Source organism: Bradyrhizobium sp. BEA-2-5, from assembly GCF_032918025.1.
Classification (GTDB): Bacteria; Pseudomonadota; Alphaproteobacteria; order Rhizobiales; family Xanthobacteraceae; genus Bradyrhizobium; species Bradyrhizobium pachyrhizi.
In genome coordinates this window covers 1,667,516-1,688,276 of record NZ_CP136629.1, presented here as the reverse complement: position 1 = coordinate 1,688,276, position 20,761 = coordinate 1,667,516, and the positions used below count along the sequence as shown (strand labels likewise).

At 63.4% G+C, this 20,761-nt stretch carries 19 protein-coding genes; 6 read left to right on the top strand and 13 right to left on the bottom strand.

From position 1 onward, the window contains the following. Nucleotides 1–22: 22 nt before the first annotated feature. The 3 genes from RX327_RS07845 to RX327_RS07835 all read right to left on the bottom strand — a co-directional run bounded on the left by RX327_RS07845 (nucleotide 23) and on the right by RX327_RS07835 (nucleotide 2,982). Nucleotides 23–1,750 carry a methanol/ethanol family PQQ-dependent dehydrogenase gene (locus tag RX327_RS07845; protein WP_317249958.1) on the bottom strand — a complete coding sequence of 576 codons (1,728 nt, stop codon included), beginning with the start codon at nucleotides 1,748–1,750 and terminating at the stop codon, nucleotides 23–25. 122 nt (nucleotides 1,751–1,872) lie between these two features. Then, nucleotides 1,873–2,520: a ubiquinol-cytochrome c reductase iron-sulfur subunit gene (locus RX327_RS07840; protein ID WP_050383655.1), complete on the bottom strand. Its 648-nt coding sequence runs from the start codon at nucleotides 2,518–2,520 to the stop codon at nucleotides 1,873–1,875. Nucleotides 2,521–2,646: 126 nt separating this feature from the next. Beyond that, the gene (locus RX327_RS07835; RefSeq protein ID WP_018269854.1) at nucleotides 2,647–2,982 is read right to left on the bottom strand and encodes a hypothetical protein; all 336 of its coding nucleotides are present in this window, start codon (nucleotides 2,980–2,982) and stop codon (nucleotides 2,647–2,649) included. A gap of 60 nt (nucleotides 2,983–3,042) precedes the next feature. On the opposite strand from RX327_RS07835, the gene RX327_RS07830 reads away from it, so the two are divergent. From RX327_RS07830 to RX327_RS07810, 5 genes are all read left to right on the top strand, one after another. Beyond that, nucleotides 3,043–4,023, top strand: coding sequence for an RluA family pseudouridine synthase (locus RX327_RS07830; protein WP_317251220.1), 981 nt, complete (start codon nucleotides 3,043–3,045; stop codon nucleotides 4,021–4,023). Nucleotides 4,024–4,241: 218 nt separating this feature from the next. Continuing rightward, nucleotides 4,242–5,138 (top strand): RNA polymerase sigma factor RpoH, encoded by an 897-nt coding sequence (gene rpoH / locus RX327_RS07825; protein WP_317249957.1) that lies wholly within the window; start codon nucleotides 4,242–4,244, stop codon nucleotides 5,136–5,138. A gap of 449 nt (nucleotides 5,139–5,587) precedes the next feature. Next, nucleotides 5,588–5,995, top strand: a complete 408-nt coding sequence (locus tag RX327_RS07820) for a hypothetical protein (RefSeq protein WP_028333159.1) — start codon at nucleotides 5,588–5,590, stop codon at nucleotides 5,993–5,995. A 436-nt stretch (nucleotides 5,996–6,431) separates the two neighbouring features. Continuing rightward, a complete protein-coding gene (locus RX327_RS07815; protein ID WP_317249956.1) occupies nucleotides 6,432–7,451 on the top strand; it encodes a hypothetical protein in 1,020 nt (339 codons plus the stop codon). A gap of 340 nt (nucleotides 7,452–7,791) precedes the next feature. Then, entirely contained in the window at nucleotides 7,792–8,463 is a 672-nt protein-coding gene (locus tag RX327_RS07810) for an aminoglycoside phosphotransferase family protein (protein ID WP_244481819.1), read from the top strand. A 1,489-nt stretch (nucleotides 8,464–9,952) separates the two neighbouring features. Here RX327_RS07810 and RX327_RS07805 read toward each other — a convergent pair. From RX327_RS07805 to RX327_RS07780, 6 genes are all read right to left on the bottom strand, one after another. Beyond that, nucleotides 9,953–10,813 (bottom strand): L,D-transpeptidase, encoded by an 861-nt coding sequence (locus RX327_RS07805; RefSeq protein ID WP_317249955.1) that lies wholly within the window; start codon nucleotides 10,811–10,813, stop codon nucleotides 9,953–9,955. 218 nt (nucleotides 10,814–11,031) lie between these two features. Further along, nucleotides 11,032–11,409, bottom strand: a complete 378-nt coding sequence (locus RX327_RS07800; protein ID WP_028333155.1) for a VOC family protein — start codon at nucleotides 11,407–11,409, stop codon at nucleotides 11,032–11,034. Nucleotides 11,410–11,608: 199 nt separating this feature from the next. Further along, entirely contained in the window at nucleotides 11,609–12,229 is a 621-nt protein-coding gene (locus tag RX327_RS07795) for an N-acetylmuramoyl-L-alanine amidase (RefSeq protein ID WP_317249954.1), read from the bottom strand. Between the two features lie 86 nt (nucleotides 12,230–12,315). Further along, complete coding sequence (locus RX327_RS07790) at nucleotides 12,316–13,518, bottom strand: GGDEF domain-containing protein (RefSeq protein ID WP_317249953.1); 1,203 nt, start codon at nucleotides 13,516–13,518, stop codon at nucleotides 12,316–12,318. 689 nt (nucleotides 13,519–14,207) lie between these two features. Beyond that, a complete protein-coding gene (locus tag RX327_RS07785; RefSeq protein ID WP_317249952.1) occupies nucleotides 14,208–14,819 on the bottom strand; it encodes a LysE family translocator in 612 nt (203 codons plus the stop codon). Nucleotides 14,820–14,934: 115 nt separating this feature from the next. Then, nucleotides 14,935–15,339 carry a response regulator gene (locus RX327_RS07780; RefSeq protein ID WP_028333151.1) on the bottom strand — a complete coding sequence of 135 codons (405 nt, stop codon included), beginning with the start codon at nucleotides 15,337–15,339 and terminating at the stop codon, nucleotides 14,935–14,937. Nucleotides 15,340–15,499: 160 nt separating this feature from the next. On the opposite strand from RX327_RS07780, the gene RX327_RS07775 reads away from it, so the two are divergent. After that, a complete protein-coding gene (locus tag RX327_RS07775) occupies nucleotides 15,500–16,369 on the top strand; it encodes an SDR family oxidoreductase (protein WP_317249951.1) in 870 nt (289 codons plus the stop codon). Nucleotides 16,370–16,630: 261 nt separating this feature from the next. On the opposite strand, the gene RX327_RS07770 is transcribed toward RX327_RS07775, so the two are convergent. From RX327_RS07770 to RX327_RS07755, 4 genes are all read right to left on the bottom strand, one after another. Continuing rightward, nucleotides 16,631–17,572 carry an IS110 family transposase gene (locus RX327_RS07770; RefSeq protein WP_317247665.1) on the bottom strand — a complete coding sequence of 314 codons (942 nt, stop codon included), beginning with the start codon at nucleotides 17,570–17,572 and terminating at the stop codon, nucleotides 16,631–16,633. Between the two features lie 538 nt (nucleotides 17,573–18,110). Next, nucleotides 18,111–18,959: an FRG domain-containing protein gene (locus RX327_RS07765; protein ID WP_050384155.1), complete on the bottom strand. Its 849-nt coding sequence runs from the start codon at nucleotides 18,957–18,959 to the stop codon at nucleotides 18,111–18,113. Nucleotides 18,960–19,174: 215 nt separating this feature from the next. Then, nucleotides 19,175–19,981 carry a lytic murein transglycosylase gene (locus tag RX327_RS07760; RefSeq protein ID WP_317249950.1) on the bottom strand — a complete coding sequence of 269 codons (807 nt, stop codon included), beginning with the start codon at nucleotides 19,979–19,981 and terminating at the stop codon, nucleotides 19,175–19,177. Nucleotides 19,982–20,148: 167 nt separating this feature from the next. Continuing rightward, nucleotides 20,149–20,559, bottom strand: coding sequence for an ester cyclase (locus tag RX327_RS07755; RefSeq protein WP_050384156.1), 411 nt, complete (start codon nucleotides 20,557–20,559; stop codon nucleotides 20,149–20,151). Nucleotides 20,560–20,761 lie beyond the last annotated feature (202 nt).

Here is a 20,761-nt window from a genome sequence, read left to right as displayed (position 1 = left end):
ACCGAAGCTCGGATCACGTGGCTTACTTCTTGTCGAGCGCGAACACCCAGATCACGCCGCCTTGCGGGACGTTGTTCTCGAAGCCCTTGACCTTGCCGGCCAGAGCATCCTGGATGCGTTGCGCGTCGACGCCCCAACCCGACTGGACCGCGATGTATTGCGTTCCGTCGACCTCATAGGACATCGGCATCGCCATGATGCCGGAGTTGGTCTTCTGTTCCCACAGAAGTTCGCCGGTCTTGGCGTGGAAGGCTCGGAAGTTACGGTCGTTGGTCCCGCCGACGAAGACCAGATCGCCCGCCGTCGCCGTGACCGAGCCAAACAGCTGCGACTTCGGGAAGTTGTGCTGCCAGACCTTCTTGCCCGTGGCGGGATCCCAGGCCTGGAGCTCGCCGAAATGATCCGCGCCCGGCCTCGTCTTCAGGCCGATGTCTTCCGGCTTGGTTCCGAGCCAGAGCTCGCCGGGTACCAGCGGCTGCTTCTCGCCGGTGAATCCGCCGCAGAAATTCTCATTGGCAGGCACGTAGACGAGGCCGGTCCTCTGGCTATAGGCGGCCGACGGCCAATCCTTGCCGCCCCACAGCGACGGGCAGAACTCGACGCGCTTGCCGATCACCGGCTTATGCGCGGGATCCACGATCGGCTTGCCGGTCTCGTCGATGCCCTTCCAGACGTTGGTCTTCACGAACGGCCAGCCGGACACGTAGTTGATCTTGTCGGGCTTGTTCTCGAGCACCCAGAAGATCGCGTCGCGTCCCGGATGGACCAGGCTCTTGATGGTGCGACCGTTGCGTTGCAGATCGATCAGCATCGGCGCCTCGACCTCGTCCCAATCCCAGGAATCGTTCTGGTGATACTGGTGATAGGCCTTGATCTTGCCGGTGTCGGGATCGAGACCGATCACCGAGCTGGTGTAAAGGTTGTCGCCGGCGTGAGCCGAGCCCGGCCACGGCGCCGCGTTGCCGACGCCCCAATAGATCGTCTTGGTCTCCTTATCGTAATTTCCGGTCATCCAGGCCGACCCACCGCCGTTCTTCCAGTCGTCGCCCTGCCAGGTGTCGTGACCCGGCTCGCCTTCGCCGGGGATGGTGTAGGTCCGCCACAGCTCCTTGCCGTCCTTGGCATCATAGGCCACGATATAGCCGCGTACGCCGAACTCGCCGCCGGACCCGCCGACGATGACCTTGCCGTCCACGATCAACGGCATCAGCGTCAGATACTGGCCCTTCCTGTAGTCCTGCACCTTGGTATCCCAAACCACCTTGCCGGTCTTGGCGTCGAGCGCGACCACATGGTCGTCCGTGGTGGCGAGGTAGAGTTTGTCCTCCCACAGGCCGACGCCCCGGTTGGTCGGATGCAGCTGGAACAGATCGTCAGGGAGCTGCCGCTTGTAGCGCCAGTATTCGTCGCCGGTCTTCGCGTTCAGCGCGATCACCTGCCCCATTGGAGTCGTCACGAACATCGCGCCATTGTTGACGATCGGCGGCGCCTGGTGGCCTTCGACCACGCCGGTGGCAAAGGTCCAGACCGGCGTGAGGCTCTTCACGTTCGAGGTGTTGATCTGGTCGAGCGGACTGTAGCCCTGCCCGTCATAGGTGCGCCGATAGAGCATCCAATTGCCGGGTTCGGGATTTTCGAGACGCGCTGAGGTCACCGAACTGTAGTTTTCGATCGGCCCCGCGACGGCATAGGTCGAAATGAGGCACGTGAATGCGACACAACTCGACAATAACCACTGCTTGCTTGTCATGAGATGCTACCTCCCTGCTCTGTTTTGATTTTTCAATTTTATTTTGAGCATGATCTTTTCGGAAAACCGCATCGCACTTTTCCGGATCATGCTTTAGGTCGTGCAGAAATCCCGATGTGGCCTCATCCTCCTTGCTGAGCACCCACCTTTCCGACGAATGGCGCTGCGACCGTGATCGCGCCGTCGGCAACCGTCAGCGGCAATGCCGCGAGGCGACGTGGCGCCGGCCCGAACACGACCTGCGCATTCTGCCGCGGATCGTATTCGGAGTTGTGACAGAGGCATTTCAGGACGTTCTTGTCGCCCTGCTCTTCCTTCAACCAGGCGGTGATCGGACATCCGGCATGCGTGCAGATGACCGAGTAGCAGACGATGCCGTCAGGGGCGCGGGCGCGCGTCGCATCGTCGAGTTCGTTCGGATCGAGCTTGACCAGCACGACCTCGTTCAGCCGCGAGCCCTTGCGGACGACCGAGGTGTTCGGGTCCTGCGGCCAGGCGCGAATGGGCGGGCCGCCCAAGGTCAGATCTTCCGACTTGATGACCTGGCCGGCCTTGTCGCCCTCGGCGCGCACGAGCCGATCGGCTTTTTGCGGCCGCTCATTGGCGCCGGGTTGTTCGTCATCGTCGGCGGCCGCAGGCTCGATCGCGGCGAGACAGGCGCAGCTCGCGAGCGCGGTCAACACCGCGCGGCGCGTCGGGTCGGCGCACGAGCCCGATACATCGGACTCACCAGACTGTTCGATGGAAGCGCTGGGGTTGGATCGCGACATGGCGCAAGCTGAACGTGCAACTCGGCCGAAAAGATGGCGGCACACCTTCTCGATGCGCGAACGCATGCGCAAAAAATGCGCTGCAGCTTTTGGTTGATCGATGGCGCGGCTTCGCGAGCGCTGCGATCAGGGCTCGTTGACGAAGCTCAGCCTGCCGACAGGTTTCAGCGTCTTTGCATCAAATGTGCGGATCTCTGTTGCACCGCCCACATCAAGCGTGAGGATCAAGCGCTCGCCGGCGACACCGGTGGCGACGATGCGCGCGCCTTTCGGCAGCGCAGCAGTGACGTCGGAAACGGAAACGGGGCTTCCCTCGCTGCGATAAAGGCGGTAGCCGATGGCAATCAATACGACGGCCACGGCCAGTGCCGAGGTCAGGCCCGCGATCAGCATCATGCGCCGCACCCGCGCGATCAGCGCGGCCTGGTCGGGGGTCGGTTCGGTCACAGCGGTGTCGGTCATCACAAGGCTCTATCTTTGCAAGTGTCTTCGCAACAAGTCTCTTCGAATGGCGGTCGGAAGCTGGAGGTCGTGGTCGCCGGCGACGAGGGCTCGGCCCGGCTTGACCGCGTGCTCGCGCAGCGCAGTCCCGAACTGTCGCGGTCCCGGCTGAAGGCGCTGATCCTCGCCGGTTCCGTGACCGTCAAGGACGCCGTCGTCTGCGACCCCGCTTATCATGTCGCCAAGGGCGATACGATCATAATCGACGTGCCGGAGGCGGCGCCCGCCGAGCCCAAGGGGGAGGAGATCGCCCTCGATATCGTGTTCGAGGACGACGACATCATCGTCATCAACAAGCCGAAAGGGCTGGTGGTGCACCCCGCGGCCGGGCACGAGACCGGCACCCTGGTCAACGCGCTGATCGCCCATTGCGGCGCCTCGCTGTCGGGCATCGGCGGGGTGCGCCGGCCCGGCATCGTGCACCGGCTCGACAAGGACACGACGGGGCTGATGGTGGTCGCCAAGAACGACCTGGCCCATCAGTCGCTGACCGCGCAATTCGCCGACCACGGCCGCACCGGCGAGATGCGGCGCGGCTACATGGCCTTTGCCTGGGGGGTGCCGAACCGGCATCGCGGTACGGTGGACGCGCCGATCGATCGCCACCCGCATGCGCGCGAGAAGATGGCGGTGCGCCAGGGCGGCCGCGAGGCGGTGACGCATTGGGAGATCTTGGAGAGCTTTGCCGGACGCGACGGCAAGCCGGTCGCCGCCCTGCTCGCCTGCGAGCTCGAGACCGGCCGCACCCATCAGATCCGCGTCCACCTCGCTCATATCGGCCACCCGCTGCTCGGCGACAGCGTTTACGGCGCCCACTTCAAGACCAAGGCCGGGCAGCTCGGCGCGGAAGGTAAGGACACACTCACCGCCCTCGGCCGGCAGGCCCTCCACGCCTATCTGCTGGCATTGGAGCACCCCCGGACCGGGGAATTTTTGCACTGGGAAGCGCCCTTGCCGGAGGACTTGCTTCTCCTGCAACGGGCGCTGGAAGCGGCGGTATGACGCACCCCTTCCGGAAAAGCCGCGTTATGACAAAAAGTTATAGCTGCCACACGGGGACGTGACGTCAGCAATCCTTCCCTTTCACGGACAGTTTGGTGTATGTTGCACCTGCGCTGAATATCCAACGCGGAACATCGCAGCTACGGCCGGCTTTAACACAGCGGTCGTCTGCCTGGCCCGCCGCTATCGGGGGCCTGAACCTTTTTGGAGGGCGCACTATGGCCCGTACCGCTGCTTTGCCGGTCCTCAATGGAGAATCCGGCCTTTCTCGCTACCTCGCCGAGATCCGCAAGTTTCCGATGCTGGAGCCCCAGCAGGAATACATGCTCGCCAAGCGTTGGCGCGAGCATGACGATCGCGACGCGGCGCACCAACTCGTCACCAGCCACCTCCGCCTCGTGGCCAAGATCGCCATGGGCTATCGCGGCTACGGCCTGCCGATCTCCGAGGTCGTCTCGGAAGGCAATGTCGGCCTGATGCAGGCGGTGAAGCGTTTCGAACCCGAGAAGGGGTTCCGTCTCGCCACCTACGCCATGTGGTGGATCAAGGCGTCGATTCAAGAGTACATCCTGCGTTCCTGGTCGCTCGTGAAGATGGGCACCACCGCGAACCAGAAGAAGCTGTTCTTCAACCTGCGCAAGGCGAAGAGCAAGATCAACGCGCTGGACGAAGGCGATCTCCGCCCCGACCAGGTGAAGATGATTGCCAAGCGCCTCGGCGTCACCGATCAGGACGTGATCGACATGAACCGCCGCCTCGGTGGCGACGCGTCGCTCAACGCTCCGATCCGCGACGACGGCGAAGCCGGCGAATGGCAGGACTGGCTGGTCGACAACACGCCCAACCAGGAAGCCATGATGGCGGAGCACGAGGAGTATGATCACCGCCGTGACGCGCTGAACGGCGCCATGGGCGTGCTCAACCCGCGCGAACGCCGCATCTTCGAGGCCCGCCGCCTCGCCGATGAGCCGATGACGCTGGAAGACCTTGCCGCCGAGTTCGGCGTGTCGCGCGAGCGCGTCCGCCAGATCGAGGTCCGCGCCTTCGAGAAGGTGCAGTCCGCGGTCAAGGGCACGATCGCCCGGCAGGAAGCCGCGCTCGAAGCCGCGCACTGATCGCGCAGCGATAAAGCCAACAGACACGAAAGCCGGCGGCAACGCCGGCTTTTTTGTTGTTTGCAAAGTGGTCCTCGGCACGCACCTCGATCCGGGGCGTGTCGCCATCAATCCGCCTGCCGACGAATGTCCGCATCAGCCCTCGGGTGCGGACACGCGAGGCGCACTCGGTCATGTCGGCTAACGGGCCAGTTTCGGACCTTCCCGACAGGCTGCAGTGTCTTCGTGCAACGCCACCTGTTCCCCGGATGCGTCAGGTGGCGTAGAATGTCACGGCCCTTGAAGCGGGACGTGCCGAAATCACCGTCCGGGCAAACGAGCAGCACTGGTGCTATCGGCAGGCACGCTCTCTTAGAGGCCGTTCTTTTTTCGGTTTCGCACCACCGTTCACCACGAACCTTGCGCGCTGCATTTGCGGCCGCTCGTTCGGTAACGTCGGGAGAAAAGCGATGAGGAAGGTCGATCGAAGGTCCGCACTGGGAATCGCATTGGCAGCGGTTTCGACTGCCATGATCAAGCCCGCCGCGGCTCAAGCCACGGGCTACAAGGATACGGCACCTTGGCCAGGTGTCGTGGTGCGTGAATATGAAGGCGAGACACCATCCCTGATCCCAGGATTTAAGACGGTCTCAATGCGCGATGTCATTATGCAGCCGGGATCGAAGACCATGGGCCCCCCGATGATGAATGCCATGATCTGCCATATCACTGAAGGGGAGCTTCGGCTTGAACAGGAGGGAAAGACCTTTACCGGCAAGAAGAATTTTGTCTGGACCTGTAACAAGGAAACAAAAGAGCAGGCGTACAACGATGGGAATGTGGTCGCGATCATGCGGATCACGGACCTGAAGGCCTAGGCTCTTTTTTCTTCGCAAGGGATAGCAAGAGATAGATTGTAGGAGCGGATGGCGCGCGCGACGACGCGCCATCCGCGTGCCGGACCGCTTCGGGTCAGAACGCGATATCCCCGAACTCGGATCGGGTTTCCGCTTCGTCCCCGAAAGCAGGCGTCCTGGATTTTAATGGAGTACGTGGCCCTGCTCGCCCACTGCCGCGCTATGCCGCGACATCGCGATGAAACCCAAGCCGCCGTACGCTCATTCCGCCGAAAACCACGGAGTGTCTTATGGCTTCGCCTTCACCGACTTCGACGGCACCCTTAAAGTCGCTGACGGGAAATCTGAGGGCGACGATGAACCGACATAACGTCCAGGGCGACCCATCAATCGACGAATCTTTCGATCTGAGTTCCACCCGTTCCGCAGTCGGTCTCTCCGTTGGGAGATAATCAACATGGCATCACCCGGGAAACTCCAGGAGTACGGATCGCAGGCACCGGATACGATTGCCGCGAAGCTGTTCAACTTTGACGTCGGCAAGTTCGCCATAAAGCCGGAACATTCCAATTGGCTGACTAGTGTCGTCGCTCCGAAATTGAGGGATGGAGGAAGCCTTACGATCATCGGACTTGCAAGTCGTACCGGCAGCGACGAGTTCAACATGCTGTTGTCGCACAACAGGCTGCGGGCCGTAGTTGATTTGCTTCGCAAGCAAGTGCCCAACAACTTCAAAGTTGCGTTCGAGGTCGCGAAAGGGGAACGAGCGGCCATGTATGCAGGTGAAAGGGACGGGGTGGAAAACGAAACCTGGCGTGGTGTCATCATCTCGGTTTGGAATAAGCCAAACCCGCCACCACCGCCGCCGCCGCCGCCACCTCCACCGAAACCTCAATTCTATCCGGCGGAAACCAAATTCTTCAAGCGCTGGCTCGGCTTCGGCGTCAAGTCTGGCGGACAGTTGTTGATCGGCGGCGTCGAGAGCACCACCGCGTACGTCGTGAACCTTGGAGATTTGGAGACCTTTGACCTCCAGATTGTCAGCAGCCGGTGGGGACTGGGTCTTGGAGGCAGCGGAGGGGCCGTTGCTGTCATCGGCTTTGGTTTCAGGGTTCCATATGAGCTGGACCATGAATCCTTGAATGACTGGGGCGTCAATGTCGCATTTACCGAGAAGCTGATCTCGAAATCGGCACTGCAATCGATCCGTCACAGCAAGCACTTCATCGATGGCTTGAAAAACGGCAAGTACGTGGCGCCCACGCTGAATGCGCGAAGCACCTTTACGGCGATCGGCTTACTTCAGAACCTGAGAAATGCACTCCACACGCTGTACGGAGGACTCGAGGCAGCCAAGGGCTCTGGCGTCATTGTGCTTGACTTGCCGCTTTTGGGTCTGGGACTTGAATTGTCCGCTTTCGTAACGCGGGGAAAGATGTACGTCTCGAACCCTTCCCATTGGATTGAACCGAGCTAAAGGCCTCGGACGAGATTCGCCAAAGCCTTGCCGCTAGCGCAGAGAATTTCGAGCCCACGGTTTGGTGCCGCTCCACGAACGGTCGACCAGCCGGGTGCTCGCCGAGTTCTGATCCACAGCAGAAGAGGGTGAGCAGGCATCGTACCGGTTTAACCGGCTACGTTGGCAGGGCTGAACCACGTGCGACATCGCAGCATGCGATGCTCTTTGATGTCGCAGTTTGCGGAGTGGACGAAGGTCTCTGCAGGTTACAAGGCGATCATGGTGTCCGGCGGCCCCGCGACGGAGGGGTTTCTTTTTGCTCGCCGCCGGTGTTTCCTCTGCACGGCGGAGAACGGGCATGCAGGGATCGCTGGGGGAAAAGATCGGCCAAGGCGTCTTCGCTGATGTCCACGCCTGGGCACCCGGTCAGGTCGTCAAATTGTCCAGGCCAGGTATCCCGCAGTGGGTCGTCCGGCACGAGGCGCAAATGACCCGCGCGGTCTTCGCCGCCGGCGGCCCAGCGCCGGAGGTGCTCGGCGAAGTCACCCTGGACGGCCGCTTTGGCATCGTGCTGCCGCGGTTCGATGGGCCGACCCTGACGCAGGCTACGCGCACCGGCGCCATCACGCGTGAACAAGCGGGCGAAATCCTTGCGACGCTCTGCCGTGCCGTCCACAAGACGCGACCGCCGCCGGACGCACTCTCGCTGCGCGAGGCGATGGACGCCAGATTGCGGTTCGGCGGCAGCGTGCTTCCGGAGCGCATCACCACCGGCGTCCTCGCGCTGATCGAGCACCTCGCGCCCGATGACGTGCTGTGCCATTCCGACCTTCACCCCGGCAACGTGATCATGACGGCGCAGGGTCCGAGACTGATCGACTGGCTCGGCGCGGCTCGTGCGCCCGCCGCCTATGAGATTGCACAGTGCCATGTCCTGATTGCCGAGCTTGCCCGGAACATGCCGACGATCCGGAGCGGGCCACGGTCAATTCGGTTCTGCAGGCGGAGTATGCGCGGCTGGCCGGCATAGCCCCTGCGGCGTTGACGGCGGCGATGCAGCCCTATTTGCCGATCGTCCGCGTCTTCCTCCTGCTCGGCGGGGCCATGCCTGAGATGCGGGAGCGGCTGATCCAGCGCGTCGAGGCGGCCCTGCGCTCGGAAGACTGAATTGTCTTGGTCGCGCGTATGGCTCCGGTCTGGCCGCCAGATCGGAGCCATTTCATTTTGCCGGTCCGTGCGTTTGATCGGCCAACATGATGGTGACCTCTCCGTACGCTTCACAGCCCAAGAATAGGGCCGTTCCGTCCTAGCTGGTAAACATCGTTATTTAACCAAGGAAAATCTCTCGGGGGGCAGTTCTCAAACTGACCTACCGCCGCCTCAGCTGGCGGCCTCTTTCAACCGCAATTCTTCGAACGGCGCTCAATTGCCTGGCGTTTTCGAACCTTGCTTGGGCCTCTGAGAGGGCACTGTCGATGGCGAGTCCCAGTCAATCATTTTCAAGCAAATGAGGAGTTCGACATAGCTTTGTACTTGCCCTGACCCCGCCTCGAGTTCGCAACTTTCTCGCGGTCCTGCCGGGACAGTTAGCCAGATCGAGTTTAGCTGCTGCCGCGCAACCGCCTCGTCACTCACGCACTTACTCGCGTCCTGGGGAAGTCCCGACGCTTTATCGTCAACGGAAACGTCCGCGCAAAGCGCGTTGATATCGAAGTTGGGAACACTGTCTGAAATTTGTACGGGCGGCTGACCAACGAGCGATAATGCCAAGAGCGCTGCCTTCATGAGATCTCCCTCCCCGTCCGGTGCGCCCAGCTGGAAGGCGGATTGAGCTGGAACTGACGCGGCTTCGGAGGCTGTGGCGGCCGCCCTCCGCCCACGACGCTACATTGCGCCTTTTTCCCAGTTTCTATCCACTGCCAACCGCAATGCTGCGGCGCGCTACTACTTTTGCGCACGCGATTTGCCTGCCCGTCTGTTGGTTAGGACTAGTTCGGGATGGCAATTGCCGCGGGCATTTGCCGATTTACGATGTGCTCAGTCGTGCGGATTTGGCCGACGTTCCACCACACCTCGACCATGCGATAAGGCATGCTGGTGCTCTTGGCCATCGCGATGGTGTGGGGGTTGTAGCGCTGATCATCCGAGCAGAAGAGCGCCCCCGCCGACGACGAATAAAACGATCGCTAGACCTATCAGGCCGTACTCGACGTCATCCATCTCGATCGACCATCGAACGAGGAACGGGCAAGCCCCAGCTCAGGGGGTGAGCTGGGGCTGCCGGGGCTGGAAGGCTGTAGCGGCACAGCCTCTACTCACGACGCTACGACTTTCCCGAATTTGATCCACAAGAAACCGCTGTTGCTGCAGCGCGCTACTACCAATGCCCCACGCACGCGATCATACGGTCTCATACAGCGCACCGACGCCTGGCATGCCGCAAGTTCCGGTGCGGCCACCTAGCCCATTTTGATCAGGGGCTGCTTCTCAAGTTGTAGATCTGGGACAGAGGAATTGAGTTACTGGGCGTCGGCCATCTTCGGTCGAGATGACTGCGGTTGCGCGTTGGCTGCCGAGGGCCGGCTCGACGGCGACGCCGGTTCCTGCGATGAGACGGCAGCGTCGGGCGGCGCGCCCGGGAATGGTCGATGGGCGGCTTGTGCCGGAAGCACGATCACTTTCGCTCCGACCTTCACCCGCTCGTAGAGATCCGTGACGTCCTCGTTGGTCAGCCGGATGCAGCCAGACGACACCTTCTTCCCGATCGTCGCGGGATTGTTGGTGCCGTGAATTCGATATTCGGTCTCGCCCAGATACATCGCCCGGGCGCCGAGCGGGTTGCCGGGGCCGCCCGCCATGAACCGCGGCAGATAGGGCTGACGCGAGACCATCTCCGCAGGCGGATGCCAATCCGGCCATTCGGCCTTGCGGGCCACGGTCTGCTCACCGGACCATGTGAAACCTTCGCGGCCAACACCGATGCCATAGCGCATCGCCTGCCTGTCGTTCAGGACGAAATAGAGGAACGTGTTTCCGGTATCGATGATGACGGTGCCCGGGGCCTGGTGACTGACGTAGTCAACCACCTGCCGAACAAATTTTCCGGGAGCGTCAGCGACGGCTGGTGTTTCGATCCGGGGCGCGGGGACCGGGATTGGAACCGGAGCTTGCGCTGGAACCTGAACCGGTGCCGCTACGTGAATAGGAGTCGATGGCGCCGGGGCCTGGTGCGCGGCTTGCTTCCGTATCGGTTGGACGCTCGCCGGGCGCGACAGCAAACCGTACCCCAATGCGGCAGCGGCTACTGCGCCGATTGCAACTCTTCCGGCCACCGGTAGCGCGAGCGTCTCGGTCTTTCCACGTTTGGCTCGCTTACCCATACCTCTCCCCTGATCGCTATGCCCGGAAGGGGTATCCGGCAAATTTTAACAAGCTTCGAAGCGATGTCGCTCAAGCTGGAAATCGCCAAGCGTCGTTAACGCCAGTCCTTGTTCTGCAACACCCATCGTCCACATTCGATCGCCGGCTCCACCCATCCGACGAAGCGGACAAAGCAGGCGCTCTTGGCTATGTCGGCTAGGGGCCAAAAGCAGACGAATTATTGCGCTCCGGTGCGGAGGCGGGTTGGCCAACCGACACGGACCAGCGTTTCATCTGGATCAGAGACCGCAAATTCGTACATCCCCCACGGCTTGTCTTCGGGCGATTGCTGAAATTCGCGGGCCGCGGCATCAACACTCTCGAGATAAAGATAAAGCCCAAAAGGGTTTCTGCCCGGCGTCAGCCATCCCTCGACCGCGTCCGTCAGATGCAGATATCCGCCCTTCCCGTTCGACAGCATGCGATAGGTGTCGGGCTCTCCCGGAGCAGGCCTTTCGCCGTCCGGGCGCGCAAAGCCCAGCCGATTGTAGAACCGCTCCGACGCATCAAGGTCATTGCACGGCAGGATCGCGATCAAAGCTCCGGAAGGGCTCATCTTGGTGCACTCCGACGTCACGCAGCAAACTTTCGCCTGCTCTTCTCAATGTCTGAAAATTTGTCACCTTTAAGGTGGGAGTCGGGGTTGGGACAGCCACATGACCGCTTCGGGTCAGAAGGCGGTATCCCTGAGGTCGGGTCGGGTTGCCGCTTCGTCCCCGAACGCCGGCGTCCCGGATTTTGATGAGTACGCCGCCCTACTCGCCCCACTCTCGCGCCATGGTGGCGAGCGTGCAGCCCTCGCAGTAGCGGGCATCCTTGAAGTCGATCCAGTTGTGGGCGTAGACGCGCTCCGGCGGAATGCCGTAACGCGCGCGCAGCAGCTTCACCAGCACCCGCCAGGCCGCGACCTGGGCTTCGGTCGGGCCCGCCGTCACGTCGGGATAGTTGCCGGCGAACTCGACGCCGATCGAGTTGTCGCGCACGACCTGGCGATAGGTCGAGCGGTTGTCGATGTATTTGTTGTCGTTGCGATTGGCGCCGTCGCCATGGGTCGGCACCAAATTCTCGGCGACCGCCCAATAGACCGTGCCGTCGGTCTCGACCCAGACCGTGACACCGCGCCGCGTCGGGTTCTTCTGCTGCGCCTCGGCGCCATATCGCGCCGAGCCCTGCGGCCCCTCGGTCTGGTGCACGATGATGTTGCGCCAGGGCTTTGCGTTGCGGACATCGCCCCACGGCGCCAGCCAGACGATCTTCAAGCCGGGAATGTCGGGTGTGCCGTGCGATCGCGCGATGGTCGCGAGATCGGGCGTTTCGGCTGACGCGGCAGCGGACAGGACCAGTGCAACGAGCGCGGTGAGCAGGCGAAGCATCATCACGGAAGATCCGGTGTCGTCTCTCTATTCAGCATGATCTTTTCGGAAAACCGCTTCGCACTTTTCCGGATCATGCTTTAGCACCCTCAGGCGCGCTTGCGCAGGCTCGCCTCGACCGTCTCGGGCAGCTTCGGCTCGTAGGTCGCGTAGCCGTTCTTGCCGCCCTTCTTGGCATCGTAGAGCGCGTGGTCGGCGGCGGCGACCAGGCGATCGGGATGCAGGCCGATCTCGCGGGTCCATTGCGCGACGCCGATCGAGACCGCGATCGGGATGTCCCTGCCGGTGCACTGCTCGGCATCGGCGCGGCAGACCTCGAGCACGCGGCGCGCGATTATCGCGCCCTCGCGCAGGGACGAGGACGGCAGCACGATGCAGAACTCGTCGCCGCCGGTGCGGGCGAGCATGTCGCCGGGCCGGAGGCGCGTCTGCGCCATCAGGGTGAAGTGCTTCAGGCACGCATCGCCGGCGGCGTGGCCATGGGTGTCGTTGATGGTCTTGAAGCCGTCGAGATCGATCAGCAGCAGCGAGAACGGCGTGCCGCTGCGCGCCGAGCGGGCGCATTCCTCGGTCAGGCGCTGCAGCAGATGTCGCCGGTTGGCGACGCCGGTGAGATCGTCGAGCAGCGCGAGGTCGGCAACCTCGTTGCGCAGCCGCTCGATCGCCATCAGCAGACAGGCGAAATTGAGCGCCATCGACAGGAACACCATCAGCAGGATCACCAGCGACTGCCCCGCAGAGAAGCGGACGAAGGAGAACTCGCCGGGCTGCAGCAGCGCGCCGACGGCGCGCAGCGCATAGATGCCGATCAGCACGGAGGCGACGATGCCGGCGAGCCGGGCACCGGGGCTGACGCGGCCGTTCTCGGACGACAGCAACAGCTTCAGCGTCAGCGCGAACGGCGTGACCTGGGCAATGGTGTAGACCAGGATGCGCATCGGCATGCTGTCATAGGCGAAGATGAAGGTGCCGAGACCGGCGAAGGCCAGCGCTGTGGTCAGCAACGTGGCGCGCCAGGTCGCGGGCTTGTCGTAGAACCGCTCGATGCCCATCGCGGCAAGGCCGGCGGCGAACACCATCAAGGTCCCCGCCGCAAGCAGCGGCAGCAGCGAGTCCGTCAGCATCACGCGAAGCATCGCGCAGCTGGCGCCGGCGGAGGCGACGAGCGCCGACGCGGTCCAGAACCGCGCCGCGCCGAAAGCAGGATAGCTCCGCGCGACATAGGCCCAGATCAGCCCGAGCGCGAGAAAATTGATAATGAATACCGTCCAAAGCGTCGGAACGCTCAACATCGCCCCTGTTCGAGAGCCGTATCGGCCTCGCCTCTCCTGAAATGACCGTCTGCCCCCTCCGGGCGCTTCCTCAAATGACAATCCCCGTTGTCTTGCGGAACAGCATGCGGCCGCGCCGCTTAACGGAGCGTCACCCACAACGTGCCAATCCGCGCTGTGGTTTTGAATCGATGAAGATCTGCGCATCCGCCGTTTGCGCATCGTTAAGCATGACGGATGCGACGACGCCGCGACGCGCGACATGCGCAACGCTTTGCGAAAAAGCTGACGAAAACGCGTAACAGTTGTGGATAACACGATGACGGCGCCGTGACAGCGCGGGGCAGCCGGCTCCGAATCTGCTGAGCTTGTCATCGAGGATGTTGCGAGGCTGGCCCTCCGCCGAGCATCCCTCGTGTCGCGTTCCACCATTAACCCTTGAGAGGATACTATGGCTAAGAAAGCGAAGAAGGCGGCGAAGAAGAAGGCGAAAAAGGCCAACAAGAAGAAGGCCGCCAAGAAGTAACGAATTCCAGCCCGGGTAGCGGCTCTCGCCCTGCCCGGGCACCCGGACCGGGACGACCGGTCGCAGCGACGTCAACCTCGAATTCACCACCCTACATCGATCGGCCCCGAACTGGCGGGGCGCATGGCAGCAGGCGCAACGCCTGCTTTTTTATTGCCTGCATCAGGGCCTGACGGCCGCGACGTCAGCGCTCCGCCAACGCGAGCCTGGCGCCGAGCGCGGCAAATCCTGCGGCGAAGCTCCGCCGCAGCCAGGCCATGACGCGGGGGCGGGAGATGACGCGCTCGCGCACCGAGGCGGCGCAGAGGCCGTAGAGGACGAACACCGCGAACGTCATCGCCATGAAGACACAGCTGAGCTCGACCATCCGCGCCAGCGGATGCGGCTCGTCCGCCGCAATGAACTGCGGCAGGAAGGCGAGGAAGAAGATCGACAGTTTCGGATTGAGGATGTTGATCAGGAACCCGGTGACGATGACGCGGCCGCTCGACCGCTCCTTGATCTCGCCGTCAACCGCGAGCGTCCCCGTCTCGCGCAGCGCCTGCCAGGACATATAGAGCAGATAGGCGACGCCGCACCATTTCAGCACGGCGAAGGCGAGCGCGCTGGTGTGGAGCACGGCGGCAAGGCCGAGCATCGCCGCCACCATGTGCGGCACGATTCCGAGCGTGCAGCCGAAGGCGGCCGCCATGCTGGCCCGCGAGCCGCGGGTCAGCGCCGAGGCGAGCGTGTAGAGCACGCCGGTGCCGGGCGATGCGACGACGATGAGCGAGGTGAGCAGGAAGGACAAGGTCACTTCAAATCCGTCACTTCAAATCCTCGGCGAGCGGGACATCGTCCGCCAATATCACGGCGACGGGGACGGCGGAAGCGGCTGCCGGCCTCCGCCCGGCGCCGGCGCCGGCACCCCGTTATGACGACCTGCGCCATCCGCGATGCGAAAGCTCCGACGCCTTCATCTCGGCGACCCGGATCACGTCCAGCGGCGCCCAGGGCTTGGCCCAGAACAAGGCGCCTTCGGGCAGGCGCTGCCGCAGCGGCTTGCCCGAGGTGACGATCACGTCGAGATCGGGCCTGTATTTCTTCGCGGCATAAGCGAGCTCGATGCCGGTCATGTGTCCGGCCAATTCGACGTCGGTCATCATCAGCACGACGTTGTCGCCGTTGCCCTGCAACACCAGTTCGGCGGCCTCGGCGCTCTCGCAGGCGATGACGTCGAACTCGCTTTCCTCCAGCAGCAGCCCGATCATCTCGCGCTGCATCGGGTCGTCCTCAACCACCAGGGCCTTCGCACGATAGGGCTTTGACTGTCCCATGGGTGTGGCTCCCTTGGTTTGAATGCTTCGGTTCGAGCGCGTAACATAGATTAAATGCCCAAAATCACTGGATGGTTCAGTTCCAATTTGAGAAAAGCGTGGAAATGCCGTGTTCCTCGCCTGGCAACCACCACCCCCGTTGAGATGGAGCTCACCCGACATGACCGCGATCCCTGGATCCGCCGCTGCCGTGACCGGAGCCGCCAGCGGCATCGGCCGCGCGCTCGCGCATGAACTGGCGCTGCGCGGCTGCGATCTGGCGATCGCCGACCGCGACGAGGCCGGCCTGCAGGCCGCCGCCGCGGAGATCGCGAAAGCGAGCCCGCGCAAGGTCACCGTGCACCGCCTCGACGTCAGCGAGCCGGACCAGATCACGGCATTCGCGGAGGCCGCCGTTGCGGCGCATCCCTCGCTCAACATCGTCGTCAACAATGCCGGCGTGGCGCTCATGGGCTCGTTCGAGGAGATCGACCAGGCGCAGATGGACTGGTTGTTCGACATCAATTTCTGGGGCGTGGTGCACGGCACGCGCGCCTTCCTGCCGCAGCTTTCGCGGCAGCGCGAGGCGCACATCGTCAATCTCTCCTCGATCTTCGGCATCATCGCGCCGCCGGGGCAAGCGGCCTATGCGGCGGCAAAGTTTGCGGTGCGCGGCTTCTCCGAGAGCCTGCGGCACGAGCTTTCGGCGGCAGGAAGCCCGGTGAAGCTGTCGGTCGTCCATCCCGGCGGCGTCGCCACCGCGATCGCGCGCAACGCGCGCACCGGGGTCGGCGTCACCGACAATGCCCGCCGCGCGCAATCGATCGAGCGGTTCGAGAACGCAGCGAAGACCACGCCGAAGGATGCCGCGCTGCGCATCATCAGGGGCATCGAGAACAACGAGCCGCGCATCCTGATCGGCAACGACGCCCGCTTCATGGACCTGTTGCAACGCTTCCGCCCGGGAACCTACTGGAAAACCATGCAACGGATGATGGAGAAGACGGCGGCGCGGCGGATCGCGCGCGATGCCGCGAGGGCGAGCCAGTAGCACAATGGCGCGGAGCAACCCGCGCATCACCCTTCGTCCTGGCGAAAGCCGGGACCCATAACCACAGGATCGGGTTGGCGAGACACGCGGGGGCCACAGCGTCGTGCAACCAACCGACATTTGTGGTTATGGGTCCCGGGTCAAGCCCGGGACGACACCGGGGATGTTGCACGAGCAGTGAGCGAACGCACAACGCCGCGACGTGAGGCCCTGCGGCGCCGACACGCATACACCTGTCGTCCCGGCGAAAGCCGGCAACTGTTATGTCGGCTTGGTCTGCAGGTAGGGCTTTCTGTCGCGCATCATGGCGTTGAGGACCGTTAGGAGCTTCCTGGCGACGGCAATGAGAGCGAGCTTGGCTGGTTTGCCGACCTGTCGCAGCCGCGCGTAGAAGGCCTTGAATGGATCGGCCCGACGAACCGCGTTCAGAGCCGCCATATAGAGGGCGTCACGAACGCGCTTTCGGCCGCCGGCGATCTTGCGTTTTCCACGGAAGGCGCCGCTGTCGACGTTGAAGGGGGCAAGGCCCGCGAGCGCGGCGATCTGCTTCGCTCCAACATGTCCAAGTTCCGGCATCTTCGCGATCAGCTGCATGCAAGCCACGGGACCCACGCCCGGCAGTGAGCGCATCAACCGCGCATCGTCCGCGATCTCCGGCTCGGCCTTGGTCAATGCGTTGATATCGGCCTCGATCTCGGCGATCTCGCCGTCGAGAACCTCAATGAGCCGACTGATCCGTTCGGCCATGGCGCAGTCGTCGGCCTCGCTGCGCCGGTTCTTCTCCTGCGCGCGCATGAGAACCAGTTGGTCCCGCCGTTTTGCAAGCCCTGCCAAAGCGTTGCGGGCGGGATTGGCGGCCCGCTCGGCTGCCGGCTGCATGACCCGGCCAAAGGCCGCCAGCATCCGTGCATCGATCGGATCGGTTTTGGCAAGTTGGCCGCTGGCCCGCGCAAAATCGCGAGCTCGAGCTGGATTGATCCGAGCGAAGCGGACACCGGCCTGGCTTAGGGCCTCGCGAAGCGCGAGGTCATAGGCGCCCGTGGCCTCGAAGACGACCAGCGCATCGCATCGCCAACGCGCCACCTGCTGTGTGATGGCCTGTGCCGCGTTGGCGATGCGCCTGGACACGCCGTCAGCTTCATCAAAGATATCGAGATGCTTCTTGGAGACGTCGATTCCGACATAACGAGGGGGTATGATCACGGTGCCTGTCCCTGTGATGCGAGGTCTGTTGGCGCAGCCTCGTGCAACTGTTCAGGTTGGTAATGGAACGGGCGGGAGGCCGAGCCGGCTCACGGCGTCAAGCGCCAAGGACCCAACGGCTTCCCGCCCAACCCATCATGACAGACTTCCAAGACACAGGGACCCATAACCACAGGATCGGGTTGGCGAGACACGCCGGGGCCACAGCGTCGTGCAACACCGACATTTGGGGTTATGGGTCCCGGGCCAAGCCCGGGACGACACCGAGGATGTTGCACGATCAGTGAGCGAACGCACGACGCCGCGACCCGAGGCCCTGCGGCGGCGACGCGCATACAGCCGTCGTCCCGGCGAAAGCCGGGACCCATAACCACAGGATCGGGTTGGCGAGACACGCCGGGGCCACAGCGTCGTGCACTCAACCGAAATTTGTGGTTATGGGTCCCGGGCCAAGCCCGGGACGACACCGAGGATGTTGCACGACCCGCGGGTCATACTATGCCTGCGAGTCACACCTGCGCGTCATCGCGAAACGAGATTACCCGCCCAGCTGCCTCTTCACCCCGAGCGCCAGCCGGAACAGCGGATCGCTCCGCTCCGACGGATAGAGCGCGCTCCTCGTCACCTGCGGGAAATTGTCGTTCTTCCAGAACGACGCCGGCGTGAACAAGAATTTGGCGACCAGCCGCCGGCCGAAATCCATCTCGTAGGGAAAGTAGTTTTCCTTCTGCTCGGTGCCGGACATCTCCGGATACTCGCCGAGCAGATAGCCCTCCTGGATGTGCGGGCGCACCGCAGACGGCGGGCAGACGCTGGAGAGGCGCACGATCTGCAGGCCGGCCTCGGCGCTCGCGGTGATCGCGCCGCTCAGATTCGGCACGCCGAGCACATAGAGGAAGGCCGTGCCGGTCTCCGCCAGCGAGGCAAAGGAGGCGGCGATCCGGATCGAATGGGTGACGTCGAGCAGCGGCGTGGTGCAGACCTCGTAATGCTGCAGGATCGACCAGCGCAGGATGCGATGCCGCTTCAACCGCTCGAGCCCGAGCAGCTTTTCCTTGGCATATTCGGCGATCAGGATCCGCTCGGCGCGTTGCAGCGCATCGAATCGCCCGACCAGCGTCGCCTGATCGGGATTGCCGCGGCCGCCGCGAAACAGCGTCGGCTTCAGCGACGAGTTGCGCTTGATGTTCCTGAAGTCGGCGCCCTGGCCGCGAAACAGCAGCACATGATCGCGGTTGAGGAATTGCAGCTCGGCGATCTTGGTGGCGAGCTCGAGATAGGAGCCGACGCGATGGCCCGGCCCCTCCCGCACCGCCGAGTTCTTCGCGACCTGGCATCCGCGGCGGTCGAAGAACGACCAGATTTTTTGGCTGCCGATGGTTTCCATGGAGACACCAGAATTCTCAACCCGTCATTCCGGGGCAGCCTGCAAGGCTGAACCCGCAATCCATTTTTCCATGCGTGATGCGGCCCGATGGATTCCAGGCCTGCGCCACTCGGCGTATCCCGGAATGACAGCAGATATGCGGCTCGAGATCCCGGGTTCGCGCCGAGGCGCGCCCTCTGATGCGCAATTGCGCATCGGGGATGACCGCAGAGCGGTCACCGCCCCACGAGCCGATCGGCGAAATACCCGATCGTCTTGCGATAGACCACCGCCCTGTTCCACTCCCGCATCGCCTCGAAATTCGGCGTGCCTTCGCCATAGGGCTGGCCCATCTTGAAGCCGTTGGTGTGCAGGAGGTTCGCAGTCGAGGCGAGCACATCGGGAACGCTGTGGCGGAGATCGACGTGGCCGTCGCCGTCGAAATCGACGCCGTACTTGATGTAGGACGACGGCAGGAACTGGGTCTGGCCGATCTCGCCGGCATAGGCGCCGATGAGGTCGCGCAGCGGCAGGTCGCCGCGCTGCACGATCTTGAGCGCGGCGAGCAGCTCGCCCTGGAACAGGTCGGTGCGGCGGCAATCATGCGCGAGCGTCGCCAGCGTGCGGACCACCGGCAGCTTGCCGGTGTCGCCCTTGCCGAAATCGCTCTCCAGCCCCCAGATCGCGACCAGGATATGGCGGGGCACGCCGAACTGCTGCTCGATGCGGGAGAGCAGCGCGGCGTGACGCTGGAGCATCGCGCGACCGCCATTGATGCGGCCGGGGCCGACACGTGTCGAGACGTACTGCTCGAAGCTCTTCTTGAAGGTGTAGCGCTGGCGCCGGTCGAAGGCGAGCACCCCGCCATCCTGCTGCACGCTGCCGAGCGCCGCCGAGATCACGTCCTGCTGGATGCCGGCGCTCGCCGCCTCCTGCGAGAACGACTGGACGAAGCCGGGAAAACTGCCGCCGCAGCGCGCGGCGTAGGAGGGGGTGGCAAGCAGCAAGGCGCCGAATACAACCGCCAAACGACACCTGAGCATGCAAAAATCCCCCTGCTTCGATTGGCCGATCATGCCATGGAGCAAACAAGGCAGTCAAAGTGTCGGCACGACGCTCCATCCTCGGCAGGCAGCTACGCGCCTCAATCCATGTTCGCACGCTGAATGACCACGGCGCATCCATCCATCGATCGGCACGTAGCTGAAGCTCAATCCCTGAGCTGCCGCTCCAGCCCGACAAAATCGATCTCCGCCCAGCGCTCGGAGATCTTGCCGTCCCTGATCCGCCAGAACGTCATGCCGCGGAATTCGACGTGGCGGCCGGTCGGCGCAATGCCGCGCCATAGGCTGCGGTGCCGGCCGCGCCAGACGAAGCGGCCGGCGACGATGTCGCGCTCGGCCACCAGGCATTCCGCCACCGCCGACAGGTCGGCGAAGGTCTCGTGCATCGCGGCCGAATGCGCGATCACGTCCTCGGCGCTCAGCCGCTTGCCCGCCGCATGGTCGAAGAAGTCGGGCGCCAGCTGCGCGCGGATCGCCTCGGGATCGTGGCGGTTGGTCACGGCGTCGTAATGCGCGAGCACGAGCGCCTTATTGGCGTCGATTGTGGCGTTGGACATCGGCGGTGGGTTCTCGAAGGGATGGTTGTAGAAAGAGAAGGATGCGCCTCATACGCGAATCGGACGGCATGGCGCAAGTGACGATGGTCAGAAAAAGCTCGGCTTTCGGCCGTCGCTCGTTTGCGCGCCAATACGAAAGAAGGCTGCCGGGAAACTGCGCCGGCGTGCGCGGCTCCGCCGCCAGCCGTTCCCTCGCTTCTGC